The sequence below is a fragment of the uncultured Butyricimonas sp. genome (assembly GCF_959596855.1).
GTDB lineage: Bacteria > Bacteroidota > Bacteroidia > Bacteroidales > Marinifilaceae > Butyricimonas > Butyricimonas muris.
On record NZ_CAUFYA010000003.1, the window covers coordinates 161,606 to 178,336 of the forward strand.

A 16,731-nucleotide genomic window follows, 5' to 3' on the forward strand; every position below is an offset into this window, starting at 1 on the left:
AAATGTATGAAATATTCTATTATCATAGCCGTTTATAACCGATTGGATGAAGTGAAAGAACTTCTCGATAGTGCCGAAAAAATGGAAGGTGATCGGAAACTTTTTGAATTTCTTTTCGTGGATGACGGTTCGAAAGACGGTTTTCGGGAATTTATAGAGCAATACCGTTCGGCAAGCGGTTTGCAGATTCGTGCCGTCTACCAAAAGAATCAAGGCCCGGGAGCCGCGAGAAATCACGGGATGCGGGAAGCCAAAGGAGATTATTTTATCTTCGTGGATTCGGATTGCATGTTTCCCCCGCATTGGCTACGTGAAATAGAGAAAGTACAAAACGAACACCATTACGACGCTTTCGGCGGACCCGACACGTGTCATCCCTCTTTCTCCCCTCTGTTAAAAGCAATCAATTATTCCATGACTTCTTTTATCGGCACGGGCGGCACGCGAGGAAATAAAAAACATGTCGGACGTTTCTATCCCCGGAGTTTTAACATGGGCATATCCCGCGAAGTCCATGACACGATTGGAGAAATGGGAGGTCTTCGCCACGGGCAAGACATGGATTACTCGATGCGTATATACAATGCCGGATTCAAAGTAGGACTTATTCCCGATGCTTACGTTTACCACAAGCGACGGACAAGCATCCCGAAATTCTTCCGCCAGATATTCAACTGGGGAGTGGCACGTATCAACCTCTCCCGTCGTCACCCGCACACGTTGAAAGTGGTGCATTTGTTACCCGCGATCCTTATCCTCGGTCTGTTCGGGTTAGCCATTGTGACCTGTTTCACGGGGCTAATATTCCCGACGCATGTCCTGTGGAGCATTGCCGGTTGCGGACTGCTGGCGGTTTGCCTGCCGGCTTTCCTTCAATCTTTGGGAAAGTATCACAGCCTCGCGGTTGCCTTCTTGTCAATCATCACGCTGTTGATTCAAGTGTTCGCATACGGATTCGGGCTTCTGTGGGGAGGGTGGAATGCCTTGTTGGGTAAAGAAGTGAGGGGATTTTCAAAGAATTATTACGGAAATAAAAAATAAGACATGAAAATAGGTGTCATATTAGATAAAGAGATCACGAGAGATCAACGGGTACTGAACGAGATCAAGGTTTTGGAAAATCACGGGCACGAGATACACGTTCTCTGTCCGGATTTGCTGAATATCGGACTATCGGGGACTATCGGCAAAACTAAAATCACACGCTTCAAGATGTCAAACAGGCAAAGAGAAATCCTGTTCGGAATCGTGAACCGTTTCCCGCTATACAACTGGATATGGCAAAAACAAATCCGTCGTTTCATAAAAAATACCGGGGTAGAAGCCTTACACACGCATGATTTGTACATGGCAAAACCCGTGTACACGGGCAGCCGCAAATACCGGCTCCCGATCACTCTCGACTTGCACGAGAACTTCCCGGCAGCGATACAATCCTACACGTGGGCAACGACTTTCCCGAAGAGTTTGCTCGTGGTTCCCAAACGCTGGGAAAAACTGGAAAAAAGATACCTTGAATATGCCGACAACATCGTCGTGTTGTGTCATAGCTTTCAAGAAGAGTTAAAACAAAAATACCCGTCACTCGCGGGAAAACGCTTCGTTATTTATCCCAATGTGCCGGACACGGAGGAACTTTTAAAACACGATACCGCTCCCGAAACGGTTGCCAAGCAAGATTTTATCATGTTCTATTTCGGGGCTATCGGTGTACGCCGCGGATTGATTACCTGTTTTAAAACGTTAAAGGAACTTGCCCCGAAGTACCCGGATATAAAACTATTGCTTATCGGCCCTATAGACAAAGGGGACAAAGAAGTATTCAAGATCTACATGGATGATCCTCAAATAAAAGAGCAAATCATTTACCATAAATGGAAGGATCTGTCCGAGTTTCCCGCTTTTGCCCGCCAATCCGCTATCGGGTTATCCCCTTTAATCAAGAATCCGCAACATGATTCCGGTATTGCCAACAAGGTTTACCAATACATGTTGTTTGAAACTCCCGTACTGGTGTCGGATTGTACCCCCCAGTTGGAATTAATCGAAGAAACCGGAGGCGGAATGGTATTCCGGAACGAGGACGTGGACGACCTCACGGAAAAAATCATCTATCTCTATCAACACCCGAAAGAACGGAAACGCATGGGAGAGAACGGAAAGAAAGCCGTGTTGGAGAAATACAACTCGGTAGTGGCAGGCAACACGTTGAATACGATATACTAACGATCTAAGAAAGACAACCAAAGTTTGCGCACATTCGAGAGAAAATGATGATTCCAATGCTCAGGGTGAGTCAATAACAGGATCACGGAATCACCTTGCTCGATAGCCTCGACAGGGGATTTACCGTATCGCCAGACAGAAGCGTCGGTCACCGAGGCATCCGATATGTAGGTCGTGATTCTTTCCCTCAAAGCTTCGTCGTAAGCCTCGAAAAGGATATCATGCTCTTTTTTGAACGTATCGTCCACGAGAATATGATTCGGGACACCCAGTTTCCTGTTCCAAGCCGCACCGTGGGAACAGAGAGAGGTCATGGAACCGAAACTCTTTCTAAATTCTTGGATTTCCCCGGCTAATTGTTGTTGACAGGAGAGAAGGATTTCGGAAGAAATCTCTTTTTTGTCCTTCAATTGCAAGTGCCTCATCTTCACGGCTAACGTTTCGTAATGCAGCCCGACCTCGAATCCTTCACGAAGCATCCGCTTCACGAGAGAGGGTTTCATGGTTAAATGCCGGAAATAATAAGAGGCATGAACTCCTAAATGCCTTTCCACCTCGAACATCCTTTCCGCCCCGCGGGAATCTATATCCACATCGTGACGAAGCAAGAGAACATGCCCCGACGGATAATCTTCCCGCACCCATTCAAGTAACGACATTACCCGATAGCCGTTCTCCAAAGCCCGTTTCAAAAGAGCTTCATACTCCCCTATCCGGTCTTTCTGCCGAAATAACTTGCGATATATTCTTTTCCAGCGGTTCATCGGTTTATCCATGTCACTTTAGTCGGTTCAAAATGGAAACGTTTTTTAAATAAAGCTAACCCTCGGGAATTTCCCCAATAGGAGTCATAAATGATATACCTTACATCGTCCCGCTCAAAGCAACGCTGCACGACTTCCAAAAGCAAGAAATACACAACCCCTGCTTTCAGATAAGCGCCATGCCCCAATATATTATTTATAAATATCGTTTCGCCCAGATGCAATGTACGGATATACCCGACCAGTTTATCATCCATAAAGACCCCGTATACGTCCATCCCCTCGCCCCGGGTAATATTTCCCCGCTGCAAATATTCTTGTTTTATCTCTTTTCCCTGTCGTACTTCCAATGAAGTATTCACTTCAAAAATCTCATTCTCGAATAACTCCGGTTCAATAGACCGAAATTCAGCCCCTTTCTTGTGCGCCTGCTGATGAAAATACTTGACCGAGTTCTTGCCTTTCACCGTTTCGTAATATGCGGCGAAATCGTTATGATATTTACTTTTATCCAACAAGGCTATAGCTATTCTCTTACGAGGCACTAAAAATAAAAATTTAGCCTTTCGTTTACTAAATTCCCTACTCAATCGCCCGGCAACAACAGTCTTTCCCAGATTAACTGTTTTACGAGGCATAGAGGTCAAAGAAGACCAATAATATCCCAACATCAATTTCCAATTATCCCACATCCCCGTGATTCTTTGAAGTTCCACGTCATCGTAAAATTTCCATGCATAGAGCATAAAAGGATACGCAACCAACAACCCGATCTTGATAATGAAAGCAATCCATATATTCAACGGAGCCGTCAAAACGCTCAGAAGATAGATTGCCGTACCAACCGCAAGAACTTTTCCCAACTTACCCAACTCGTAGGGTATCGGATAAGCCTTTTGCGCGAAATAGTAGGGTATGCCCCAAGAAATTATTTGCGCCACCAAGGTTGCCAATGCAGCCCCGTACATTCCCATCGCGGGGATCAAAAGTATATTCAATCCCAGATTTATAAACGTGATCAAGATGATCGAGGAACTGATAATTTTTGTCCGTTTCGTGATTTGTAAACCGATAACGGAAGCATCCCGCAACATACCGAAGAATATCCCGAAAGTGATAAAAGGAACGATATACACGGAAGCATAATACGCGGGATTAGACGCCACCAAGGCAATCAATTCTCTGGATAATAAACTTAATCCCAAAACACAATACATTCCTCCGAAAGAGAGATAGGTAAATATTTTTGAATAAAAACGTCGATTGTTCGGGTCGTTTATTTTTTTCATCATCAAGGGCGTCAGTGCCAATTGAACGGAAGCAACGATGAATATTTTCAACGTGTTACCAATTTTATAACCGAATGCATAAAAGGCAACATCATCCATCCCTTTCATGTAATTCAGCATATATTTATCGAAAACGGTCAATAAACCGCCCACGATAGCGGGGAACATCAACGGGTAGCTATACGAAAGAATTTGCTTAATAGCCGCAAATTCCAATTTCAAGGCTGAATTTTTTATAATGAAAGGCAACAGGAGTAATATTTGGAATATAGCCCCGATCACTTGCGCCTCGTACACCCCGGTAATTCCCTTTTGCCGCTCCACGATAAAATAAACAGTTACACCCAAGGTAACGACCAATTTCAAAATATTGACTACCGAGAACTGCACGGAACGGCTTTTCAACCGCAACAGATCCAACACCGGTGCCACTATCGCGGATAAAACGGAATACACCAACAGCAAATTGAACACGTAAGGCAATTGTTCAAACGACTCCATTTTCTCCCCTGCCAACAACAACCCCTCTATAGAATCCCGGAATCCCCACAGGATCATACCCATCCCCACGGCTGCCACCGTGGTCATCAGTATTATCGTGAAGAACAGACTTTTCTGACGTTCCGCGTACTCCTTATCCCAATACCAACGCACGAGCCCGGCATAAAAAGCCAATCCCATGGCGGCAACCAATACTTGGGACGTTACGTCCAAAAGGCTCAGCATCCCGTAATCAGCGGGAGAAAAGAATTTCTCGTTCGTGTACAACGGAATCAGAATAAAACCGACCAACTTGGAAGCAAAGTTTCCAACGCCATACACGACGGTATGCTTCATGGTCTGTTTTATATCTCCGAACATCTTTTACGCTAAAATATAAACTTATCTATACACGAAATATTTCTCAAACGGGAACAAAGATACTCATACCTGCTGATATAAAGCAATCATGGTGTCAACATTTTTCTGCCAATCATACATTTTCTCCACTCGTTCCCGACCGCTTGTTCCTAAAGCAAGTCGCAACCTGCCATCCAGAAAAAGACGTTCCATGGCTTCCGCTGCAGCGGCGGCATTCTCCCTAGGCACAATCAACCCGTTTATTCCGTCTTCCACAATTTCCACGAATCCCGGGGCATCGGACACGATCACAGGACATTGGCATGCCATGGCTTCCACTATTGCGACTCCAAAACTCTCACTTCTCGAAAGAGCTACAAATACATCAAAATCATTCAATATCGTCGGCAATTCATGATTCGGTACACGCCCCTCAAAAATGATATCATCTCCTACTCCCGAATCTTCTGCCTGTTTTTCAAGTTTCCCTCTCAAACTTCCATCCCCGACAACACGCAACTTCATGCTTGTCTCAGCATATTTCTTCCGGAACAAAGCGAAAGCATCGATAAGTACATCAATCCCGTAACCATACTCCAACGTCTTCACAATCCCCACGGTGAATACCCCGTCGGGCTTTCTCTCCAACTGCCGGAATAAACTGATGTCCACACCAAAAGGAGTGATCTCTATCTTCCGGGATATATACTTCCGGGTTTCTTCTGCCATCACGTGACTCGTTGACAGAATGTGATCCGTCCGTTTCAATATAAAACGGATTATTCGTTTCCGAATACCGCTTTTCGAGGGGTAGACAAAAATATCCGTTCCCCAGACAGACACCAAGAGAGGATGAAATCCGGACAAAACCCCGAACAAACCGTTATCACTGATGCAATGGGAATGTACCAAATCCGGTTTGTAAGCACGAATCTGTCGCTTGATATCCCAAACCAAAGGTATATAGTACCAGAATAGCTTAAACAAGAAAAACGATTTTATCCCCCGTGCATTTCTTTCTTTGGTAAAGCCACGCACCTCCGCGTTCTCCATGTTTTTATAAAACCCCTCTTCCTTGTAAGGCCTAAAACTATATAGTAATATATTTATTCCTCTCTCGGATAAGGACTTCACCCATTTTTGGGTATGCACGGCAACCGGATTAGCCAACATAAAAACTTTCATAACTCTCTTGTATTTTTAGAGAAAAAATAAAAATCTAAAAATACAAATAATTTATCTACCGCCTAATCCAAGGCATACATTTTTCAAGAAACACGAATGCCATCGTCCCACCAAGACCATCCCCTTCTCACAATTTTTAAATACATTCCTCTATTTTGATAATTATATTTTTTACTTTCGCGAGAAATCGAATACATTAAAACACAAAAACATGAAGATGCCGAAGCTCAAATCGTTTTATCCTTATCTTGTAGCTTTTATCCTATTTATCGTTATTGCCTACGCTTACTTTCCGGCTTTATTCGAGGGCAAAATAGTAATGCAATCGGATATTTCCTCGTGGCGAGGGGCAGCGAACGAGATTATACAGTTTCGGGAACAAACAGGAGAAGAGCCGTTGTGGACAAACTCCATGTTCAGCGGAATGCCGACCACAATGATCTCCACGGAATATAAAGGCAATTACTTGAAAAACGTGTATGACAGTCTGTTCGTGGGACCTCGCCCTGCCAGCTATCTGATTTTAGGGTTTGTCAGTTTCTACCTGTTACTATTGGCTTTCGGGGTAAACCCGTGGCTATCTATCGTGGGTGCTCTCGCTTTTGGTTTCTGCTCGTACAATTTCCAAATTCTTCAAGTAGGACATAACGCGAAGATGGTGGCAATATCATTAATGCCCATGGTCTTGGCTTCTGTCGTTTTCGCCTTCCGAAAGAATCGGTGGTTAGGGGCGGTATTCTTCGGGATAACACTTGCTTTCCAAATCATGGCGAATCACCCGCAAATCACGTATTATCTCGCTTTTATCGTTTTATTCTACGGAATAGCACAATTATACAAAGCCGTCAAAGCAAAGGCTCTTCCCGCCTTTTTAAAAACTGTCACGCTACTCGTGGTAGCGGTTCTATTTGCGGCAGCCACAAATATAAATCACTTGTGGCCGACGTGGGAATATAGCAAGTACACGATGCGAGGCGGGTCGGAATTGACCTTGAACCAAAATAGCCAAACCAAAGGCGGGTTGGATAAAGATTACGCCACCGCGTGGAGTTACGGGATTGACGAAACCCTCAATCTGATGATACCGAACTTCAAGGGTGGAGCCTCCGGCGGAGCGTTAGACAAAAATTCGGAAACATACAAATTCCTGAATAGCCAAGGAGCGTCGAATGCCGATCAAATCATTCAACAATTACCTTTGTACTGGGGCGAACAGGCATTCACGGCGGGACCTATGTACATGGGAGCTATCGCTATTTTCCTTTTCGTGTTGGGACTCGTGTTAATCAAAGGACCCATGAAGTGGTGGATTGTAGGAGTTTCTTTACTGGCTCTATTCTTGGGTTGGGGACGGAATTTCATGTTCCTGTCGAGTTTCTTCTATGATTACATCCCGCTATACAACAAATTCCGGGTGCCGTCCATGATATTGATCGTGTTACAGTTGACCATTCCTTTGCTAGGGATATATACCCTGAACAAAATTCTTAACGGGGAATACGAGAAAAAGACTCTGCTTAAAGGATTGAAAATAGCCATAGGAGTTACCGGTGGTATTTGCGCCTTGTTCGCGTTATTACCCGGTTTAGCCGGAAGTTTCGTTTCGCCGGCAGACAGTCAATACCCGGATTGGCTCAGACAATATTTACCCCAAGACCGGGAATCCCTGCTTCGCTCGGACGCATTCCGTTCTTTGGTATTTATCTTATTGGCAGGCATCGTTATTTGGGCATGGATGATTCAGAAAATCAAAAGTACACATGTCGTGATCGTCATGGGACTATTGATTCTTGCCGATATGTGGACCGTGGATAAACGTTACCTCAATAACGACCACTTTGTAAAACAACGGGAGTTTAACAATCAATACCAACCTCGTCCGGTGGATCAAGCCATCCTTGCAGATAAAGACCCGAATTATCGGGTACTGGATATATCCGTGAACACGTTCAATGATTCGCATACCAGTTATCATCACAAGACGATCGGGGGATACAGTGCCGCCAAGTTACAGCGTTACCAAGATATTATTGATTATTTCATCTATCCCGAGATGCAAAGTATCGGTAAAACGCTGGAAAGTTCTCCAACACTCTCTGCCATGGAAGAAAGTCTTTCCAAGCAAACCGTGTTGAATATGTTGAACACGAAATATGTCATCGTGCATGCCAATTCCGCCCCCGTCAACAATAAATACGCTTACGGGAACGCATGGTTTGTCAAGGATTATGAACTCGTGAACACGCCGGATGAAGAATTACTCGGGCTGAAACAAATAGACCCGAGAGAATCTGCCGTCATCAGCAAAGAGTTTGAATCCGTCATTCAAGATAAAGGTTTCAATTTTGACGAGAACGCCACGATACAATTGACCTCGTACGCCCCGAACAAATTGGAATACAAGACTTCCGCGGCAAACGAACAATTGGCCGTATTCAGTGAAATATATTATCCCAAAGGCTGGAATGTTTATATTGACGGTAACAAAACCGATCTTCTCAGGGCTGATTATATCTTACGCGCCGTCATAGTCCCCGCGGGAGAACATACCGTTACATTCGAATACAAACCGGAGTCTTATTACATGGGAGCCCGAATTTCAGCTATAAGTTCAAGTCTTCTTTTGTTGGCTTTGTTGGGCGGTATTATATTCTATATCATGCGGTATATGAAGAAAAAGAAGGATGAATAGGGTTTCTACTTTGATATCACAAGCTGTGACATCAAAGAACTGGTCGCAAATTACGACCAGTTGACTACAACGATGAAACATAACTTGCAATACCTTTTGCAATGAAATACCCAATAGATAACTTTATCAACCTCATTTCCGTATTTATACGGATGGCATAAAAATTGCTGAGTATTACGAAAATTAAATTTATATGAGAAAATATTACGGGATTCTTTTACTAGCACTTGGATTATTCAGTTCATGTGAGAAAGTAAGCAAGTTAAGTGATGATGCGGAGATTGTTTCTTTCTCAATTACTGATCAAACAGAAGGGATCATATTAAACAAAGATGATATTACAATCAGTAATAATATAGTAACTATTCCCTTGGATTACGGGAGAAAATTATTTCCACTCACGATAAAGGCTAACATCAAATTTTCTTCAACTACAGACAAGGCCATTAGTGTGGATGAAAATCCATTAAACCTTAAAGAGTTTACATTCAAGGATGTATATACCCCACAATCTTTTTACCTTATTTCTGAGAGCGGTATTCCCCACTTGGGGCAAATCATATTAAAGGATAAGCCTAACGCAGACATTATAAACTTCCGTATCACAGAACCATCAGAAGGTGTGAATGTTTCAATCCGGAATAACAATATTAGAATTACCTTTGAGAAAGAAATAGACTGGGCGGAAACAAAATCGGTAACTATTAAAGCAGAGATCGCCAAAACAGGAGAATATAAAGACGGTTCTGCCCCATCCTCCTTTGTTTTCAAAAGTTCTAATGATAAAAAACAAATCACTTTAATTGCCGATAATGGAGACGAACGGGTTTGGAACGTACTAATCGTCCCCAGTATCGAAAATTCAAAATTTGACGACTGGATTAATGTTGGAACTAAAACCATAAATATCGATCCAAGACCCGGCAAACTAGGCGAAGGACTCGGATGGGCTACAGCCAATAATTCTTTTGTGCAAGGAACCACTCCCGTCGAAAATCAAGACGGATTTGCGGCACAAATGCAAACAGGTATTCAAGATTTAAGTGGTCTAGGCATAGGTGAATTAATTACAGCCGGAACAATATTCACAGGATATTTCAAAATGAATATCTCGGCTTTAAGCAATCCCCCGTTAATGACCTATTTCGGAATACCGTTTATCATGCGTCCGGAATCCATTTCTGTTGATGCCAAATATGAAGCTGGTGTAAAATTCCAACGCTCAGAAAAAGTGGGACTAAATTCTTACAAATTGAAAGATACGACAGGAGTTGACCAAGGACGTATCTGGGTTGAACTACTTTGTTGGGAAGGTAATGAGAAATTAGAATATCACGGGGATCCCGTTGATGGCCTAAAGGTTTTAGGAAAAGGGGAAATCATTTTCGATGGAGCGAATACAGCATTACGCAACTGGAACAATTACACGATCCCGATTAAATACGATAGCAAGTACAAAGATTTGGAACCGACACATATATCTATCGTAATGACTTCCAGCAGGCAAGGAGATCTGTTTATCGGAGCTAAAGGTAGTACCTTAACCGTTGATAACGTTGTTGTAAACTTTTAACCTGAAAAGAAAATGAAACTGATATACCTTTTACTTGTACCGTTATTTTGTACTTTAAATACCGTTGCCCAAGACAACAATCAATCAAAGACCAACACGACTTCAGTAGATACTGATGATCAAGTAGAATATCGATTCGCTCTTGGAGTTCAGCTAGGAACTGATATTGGCGGGGCTATCCCGTTTCCGTTCAGTAATGTTCCGGACGTGTTCAACCCCTATCCTAAACTTTCGCCATCATTGGGAGCAAAACTAACTTTCCCTGTAACAAAGAAATGGACATTAGGTGCAGAACTCACGTACAAAAAAGTGGCTATTGATGCTGACGCCCGTATTGATGACCAAAGATTTCATGACGATAAAAACAATATTATTTCCCGTTTTTGCGGCTCTGCCGAAATGTCAATGGATTTTACCATGCTGGAAGTTCCTCTTTATTTCAAATACACGTTTAGCAATCAAAAAGACCGTATTCTGGTTGGACTCTATGGGGCATGGATCATTAATGCCAAATTTCGAAATACGGTGACCAAAGGATACATGATGACCGATGATAAAGTCTATAATGGTTCTATTGACCCGAGTAATCCTTTGCATATTAACTTTAGCAATATCTTGGATAGCTGGGATATGGGTTTCATTGCCGGATACGAACGCCAACTATTTCCCCGTATCGAACTCGGGTTACGGTTTAGTTGCGGATTCAAAGATATATTCAAACCCAGCAATCAATATTTCGATTATAAAATGCTGCACATGAGAGGAAGTTTGGTCTTGAGTTACAATCTATTTAACATCAAGCCACCCAAATTGAATCCATTCAAATAACCATAAAATAAAAGGCCGCAACTCATCATTGCAGCCTTTTGTTTTATAAATTATCCACCAACTTATACAGTTTATCCGAACGCCTTAATTTCATCTCGCAAGGCATAGAAAACACGGCGCCTTTCTCTACCCGCTCCACGGGATCTAATTCAAGACGAAGTTCCGGAACGGTCATTTGTACCACTCCCGTGCTTGGACCGACAATCATCACCTCATCGCCTACTTTCAAGTCGTATGATTCCAGTTTAAATTCTCCGACCTGCAATTTCGTGAAATAGTTCGTGACTTTACCGATACATATTTTTTTCTTGGTGGCTTTCGAACCATATACTTCACTCCATTCTCCCAAACGTTGTCCAAGATAATAGCCATCCCAAAAACCGCGGTTAAACACCGAAGCCAGTCGTTCTTTCCACGCAGCAATCTTCTTCGCATCGTAACTTCCGTCCGTGTAGGCATCCAACGCTTCGCTATAGCACTCGCAAACCGTCTTCACGTACTCGGCGGAACGGGCACGCCCTTCAATTTTAAACACCCGCACACCCGCATCAATCATCTTATTCACGAACCCGATAGTACATAAATCTTTCGGGGACATGATATACTTGCCATCCACCTCCAACTCGATATCGCTTTCGGTATCTTTCACCGTGTAGGAACGCCGACAAATCTGGTAACAAGCCCCCCGGTTAGCGGAAGCGTTCATTTCATGAAGACTCAAGTAACATTTCCCGGAAACAGCCATACACAAGGCTCCATGAGCGAACATCTCGATTTGGATTAATTCTCCCTTGGGACCCCGCAAATCATTCTGCACGATTTGACGGTGAATCGTCATCACTTGATCCATGTCCAACTCCCTAGCCAGCACGACAACATCGGCGAACTGCGCGTAAAACTTCACTGCCTCGTAATTCGTGATATTACATTGCGTGCTGATATGCACCTCTACCCCGACAGAACGAGCGTACAGGATAGCCGCAATATCCGACGCGATAATGGCAGTTAATCCCGCCTCTTTCACGCAATCGATAATACGGTGCATCTTATCCAGTTCATTATTATATATAATCGTGTTCACCGTGAGATAAGTCTTCACCCCTCTCTCGCTACAACGTTCCGCTATATTTCGCAAATCATCCAACGTGAAGTTAGCCGACGAACGGGAACGCATATTCAATCCCTCGACGCCGAAATAGACGGAATCAGCCCCCGCCTGTAATGCAGCTTCCAGTGATTCGTAGGAACCAACCGGTGCCATCACCTCAAAATCTTTCCTTTTCATATCGTTTCTTTAAGAAGACAAAAGTAATCCGCTTCATCGAGAATCTACCCATTTTAGATTTAAAATTTACAAAACACTTAATATTCATTGCAAATACCAAAAATTCACTCTATATTTAGCTGTGAGAAAAGAAAGTAATCTATCACGCTAAGACACGAACCATGATATTCAAGCCGCACACCCTTAATCGACAACTTGTCACCAAGTTACAAGTATTATTCGCGAGTATGTTCCTTCTGGCAGGAACGCTTCCGACCATCGCGCAACACCATCACGAACAGACCAAAGACAGTACCGAAGACAATAAAGTCTACATGTTCGTCGAAGAAATGCCCGTTTTTCCCGGTAATCTGAATGCTTGGATATACAGTCACGTGCAATACCCGGAAGCCGCTAAAACCAAAGGTATAGAAGGCAAAGTGTACGTTCGTTTCATTATAGAGAAAGACGGAACGGTGAATGACGTGAAAATCATCCGGGGCGTATCCACCGAACTGGATAACGAGGCAAAGGAAGTGATTGCTTCCATGCCGAAATGGTATCCCGGCAAACAAAACAACACGCCCGTCCGGGTATATTATACCGTACCCGTCTATTTCGCCTTGAAAAGTACCGCTCCCAGTATCGAAAGACGTACTTTCGACAAGTATCTGAAAGCTCTTGAGGCAAACGAGGCAAAATTAAAACAAGGCACGGACACGGTGGCTTCCTCCTCTGCCGAAATGTACCGCCTGTACTTGAAAAAGCGTTACGGTTCGGACAAAGCCGCCTACAAAGGATTGGTTACTTCTGCCCGGGAACAACAACAATCTTCGGAAATCATGCTGAGCATCGTGATGCCTTCCCTCGCGCTGCCCGCCGAAGATAAAAACATGATTCTGAAATACTACAAGGAAGAGTGGGACGAGCAAATCAGACTGATAGACAGCCTCCCCGAGGAGAATTTTATCACACGATACGTGAATATCACCCCTCGTTTCCAAGAAAACAAAGTTATCCGGGAAATCAAAATACGGGATTACTTGGGATTAAAGAAATTCAAAAAGTACGTGGAAGAATGTATCTTCAGCCCCGGCAAGTTATTCCGAACGATTGTGGCTAACCCGCTTGCCGGCAAATGGGAAAAAATATCCGAAAATGGAATCGAAGTTAAGCACCCGATACAAAAGGAGTTCTATGACGATTTCTCGTTCCTGACATCCGACGGAACGAAAGGCACTTACAAGATTACGACAGGGCAACTCATCGAATCTTCCCAATCCGTGAAGGTAAAAGATATCATAGAATATACCGCCACGTACCAGTTCGAGGCAAACAACCAGATTCTGGTACTCACGGGAGAAGCGAAATTAAAATTGGCAAACGGAACGTTGAAAAACGTACAGGTAAAGGAAACGTGGCGTAGGATAGAGTAAAAATACAGATTTTTTTATACCTTTGCTTGGTTCGTAATGAATATTAAATCAAACTAAAAAATATATGAACGAGGAAGTACAATTTTATCTCGACGAAGCAAAAGAGAGAATGGAATCCGCTCTGAATCACCTTGAATCCGAACTCAGTAAAATCAGAGCGGGAAGAGCCAACCCCAAAATCCTACAAGACGTGCTGGTTGACTATTATGGTAGTCCTACCCCGTTATCACAAGTAGCCAATATTTCGGCTCCCGACCCGAGAACCATTGCCGTTCAACCGTGGGAGAAAAGCATGATAGCCCCGATTGAAAAAGCTATTATGACCGCTAACCTCGGATTAAACCCGGATAACAACGGAGAAATGATCCGCATCAATATCCCGCAACTTACCGAGGAACGCAGACGCGACCTCGTGAAACAAAGCAAAGGTGAAGCCGAAACTGCCAAAGTAAGCGTTCGTAACGCCCGCCGGGACGTGATCGAGCAAGTAAAGAAAATGGTAAAAGACGGGCTTCCCGAAGATATGTCCAAAGATGCCGAAGCCATGGCTCAAAAGATGACCGATGAATACGGCAAAAAAATTGACGAATATCTCGCCAAAAAAGAGAAAGATATCATGACAATTTGATATCCTCATATAGAGGAGGGTGTGTACTTCATCATGAAAGCACACTCTCTTCATTGTATTTATCACTCTACTACTTTCCAATCGTCCACGGTTCCCGTTTCCGACGAGAAACTAACCCCGACACGATGCAGGTGACGATTGTCTTTCAGGTAAGGTAAAGCGTACCCTTTCTCTTCTATCTGGCGCAATGCCTCGTCCGCTGTGCCATCCAGCTTGAACTCGAAAATATAAACGTGATCGTCTGCCTCGATAACGCAATCCACCCGTCCATCGCTCTGCTGTTTCTCCGTGTAAACCGTGTAAACACTCACCAGGCGCATCAACAAGTAGAACGTGTAATGGAAATACCGCTCTTTTTCACGCTCGTTCTCCTTGCGACGCATCGTGTAAGGAATATCGCTTAAAAAAGAGGTCAACAAGCGACGGAACTTTTCCGTGTCACCATCCTGCAAGGCATCCACGGTATCCTGCACCCAGTTGTTTATACTCGTTCGCAGTTTCAAGTAATCCGAGGCGACCATCGTTAAAAAACCATTTTTCACCTCGTTATTCGGGAAATCTAGCAAAAACGTGTTACGACGCATGTTATACCCCTTGATCGTCAAGTAACCGCTCTGGTATATCATGGGCAACGGCTTTTCAACGTCGGCCTTGTAATCAACGAACTCGGGTGTCTCGTAATAACGCCCTGTCAGTTCATCCAAGTTTTCCCGCGTGTGATTCAACAAACGGATTAGATAAGTCGGCATACCGCTACGGAACCAGTAATCTTGAATCATCATCGAATCCAACGCATTCAACAAACTGAACGGGTTATAAACATCCACCAACCGCGGACCGAAATGATAACCGTCATACTGACCTTTCAACAGCTGCCTCATCCCTTCCGCATCACGGTGATACACCTCCGCCATTTCCTCCATCGACTCCGCGAAATAGTAATCCAACTCGTTCTGAGTAATCCCGCAAAGCGACTCGTAGCGTTTGTCCATGCTAATATCTTTCGGCTGGTTGAAACCGCTGAACACGCTCACCTGCGAGAATTTCGTCACCCCCGTCAGGAAAACAAACTGCAAGTGCTCGTCCGCCGCCTTGAACACCGAGTAAAAACCTTTCAGCACGTCGCGATTGCGATCCTCCAGCAACATTTGCCTCCCGTCCTCAACCACCTCGATATTCGTGTCGAGCACGTCCAAGATCGGTTTGTCGTACTCGTCCACCAGCACCACAGCACGACGCCCCGTGCGCTTATGCACTTGGGTCAATAATTGAATAAAACGATCGCCTACCCTCGGGCTTTCTCCCCGCTCAACCATCCATTCTTTCTCCCACTGCGCTACATACCATCCAAGTGCATCCTCTAACGCTCCTGCTCTCGTGAAATCTCTCCCGTTAAAATCCACGTGGAATACCGGGTACTCCAGCCAATCTTTCTCCAAAGTATCAATCGCCAATCCCTTGAAAAGCTCTTGCCGACCGAGGAAATAATTCTTCAACGTGGACACCAAAAGGCTCTTGCCGAAACGACGGGGGCGACTCAAAAAATAAATTTTCCCTTCTTTCACCAGCGAGTAAACCAAGGCGGTCTTGTCCACGTAAACGTAACCATCCTCGATGATCTGGTCGAAACTCTGGATTCCTATCGGGTACTTCATCGCCAAATTACTTTTAAGGTTGTTATCACAAAGATATTACAATATTCCTTACATTTCAATGCGACAAAGAACTTTTAGCTCTTAACAAGTTCTTTAGCCATACCTATCAAATTGAAAATCATAACAAATAAACTAGCATTCTCTTTTCCCCTTCTCATCAAACTCTTTTCAAAAACCTTCCCGAAGGAGTTTGAAAGGACTTTGAAACGAGTTTAAAAGGAATTTGTTCCGTGTCTTCACCGGCACTACACCCTGTATTACCCTGAAAAAAGTTTACTGTAAACCAGAGTAAACCTATGTCAGAATTAGCAAAAATTATCAAACATCGTCATTTCCCCGTTCGGGTAAAAT

At 43.8% G+C, this 16,731-nt stretch carries 12 protein-coding genes; 7 read left to right on the forward strand and 5 right to left on the reverse strand.

Features of this window, described 5'->3' with window-relative positions; genetic code table 11:
- Positions 1-6 precede the first annotated feature (6 nt).
- A complete protein-coding gene (locus tag Q5866_RS02645) occupies positions 7-1,041 on the forward strand; it encodes a glycosyltransferase (protein ID WP_303178624.1) in 1,035 nt (344 codons plus the stop codon).
- Between the two features lie 3 nt (positions 1,042-1,044).
- The gene (locus Q5866_RS02650) at positions 1,045-2,226 is read left to right on the forward strand and encodes a glycosyltransferase family 4 protein (protein WP_303178626.1); all 1,182 of its coding nucleotides are present in this window, start codon (positions 1,045-1,047) and stop codon (positions 2,224-2,226) included.
- On the opposite strand, the gene Q5866_RS02655 is transcribed toward Q5866_RS02650, so the two are convergent.
- From Q5866_RS02655 to Q5866_RS02665, 3 genes are all read right to left on the reverse strand, one after another.
- Positions 2,223-3,002: a hypothetical protein gene (locus Q5866_RS02655; protein WP_303178628.1), complete on the reverse strand. Its 780-nt coding sequence runs from the start codon at positions 3,000-3,002 to the stop codon at positions 2,223-2,225. The genes Q5866_RS02650 and Q5866_RS02655 overlap by 4 nt on opposite strands.
- The gene (locus Q5866_RS02660) at positions 2,987-5,140 is read right to left on the reverse strand and encodes a lipopolysaccharide biosynthesis protein (RefSeq protein WP_303178630.1); all 2,154 of its coding nucleotides are present in this window, start codon (positions 5,138-5,140) and stop codon (positions 2,987-2,989) included. Before Q5866_RS02660 ends, Q5866_RS02655 begins: the two co-directional genes overlap by 16 nt.
- Before the next feature lie 63 nt (positions 5,141-5,203).
- A complete protein-coding gene (locus Q5866_RS02665; protein ID WP_303178632.1) occupies positions 5,204-6,304 on the reverse strand; it encodes a glycosyltransferase in 1,101 nt (366 codons plus the stop codon).
- A 211-nt stretch (positions 6,305-6,515) separates the two neighbouring features.
- On the opposite strand from Q5866_RS02665, the gene Q5866_RS02670 reads away from it, so the two are divergent.
- The 3 genes from Q5866_RS02670 (at position 6,516) to Q5866_RS02680 (ending at position 11,397) form a co-directional block, all read left to right on the forward strand.
- Positions 6,516-8,996 carry a YfhO family protein gene (locus Q5866_RS02670; protein ID WP_303178633.1) on the forward strand — a complete coding sequence of 827 codons (2,481 nt, stop codon included), beginning with the start codon at positions 6,516-6,518 and terminating at the stop codon, positions 8,994-8,996.
- Between the two features lie 193 nt (positions 8,997-9,189).
- On the forward strand, positions 9,190-10,569 hold the full coding sequence (locus Q5866_RS02675) for a PCMD domain-containing protein (RefSeq protein WP_303178635.1): 1,380 nt from the start codon (positions 9,190-9,192) through the stop codon (positions 10,567-10,569).
- Between the two features lie 12 nt (positions 10,570-10,581).
- Entirely contained in the window at positions 10,582-11,397 is an 816-nt protein-coding gene (locus Q5866_RS02680; protein ID WP_186974767.1) for an outer membrane beta-barrel protein, read from the forward strand.
- A gap of 43 nt (positions 11,398-11,440) precedes the next feature.
- Here Q5866_RS02680 and Q5866_RS02685 read toward each other — a convergent pair whose 3' ends face one another.
- Positions 11,441-12,682 (reverse strand): peptidase U32 family protein, encoded by a 1,242-nt coding sequence (locus Q5866_RS02685; protein ID WP_099291175.1) that lies wholly within the window; start codon positions 12,680-12,682, stop codon positions 11,441-11,443.
- Positions 12,683-12,843: 161 nt separating this feature from the next.
- On the opposite strand from Q5866_RS02685, the gene Q5866_RS02690 reads away from it, so the two are divergent.
- Positions 12,844-14,097: an energy transducer TonB gene (locus Q5866_RS02690; RefSeq protein WP_303178637.1), complete on the forward strand. Its 1,254-nt coding sequence runs from the start codon at positions 12,844-12,846 to the stop codon at positions 14,095-14,097.
- Positions 14,098-14,161: 64 nt separating this feature from the next.
- Positions 14,162-14,725: a ribosome recycling factor gene (gene frr / locus Q5866_RS02695; protein ID WP_099291177.1), complete on the forward strand. Its 564-nt coding sequence runs from the start codon at positions 14,162-14,164 to the stop codon at positions 14,723-14,725.
- A gap of 62 nt (positions 14,726-14,787) precedes the next feature.
- On the opposite strand, the gene Q5866_RS02700 is transcribed toward frr, so the two are convergent.
- Positions 14,788-16,380, reverse strand: coding sequence for an ATP-binding protein (locus Q5866_RS02700; RefSeq protein WP_303178639.1), 1,593 nt, complete (start codon positions 16,378-16,380; stop codon positions 14,788-14,790).
- Between the last annotated feature and the right edge of the window lie 351 nt (positions 16,381-16,731).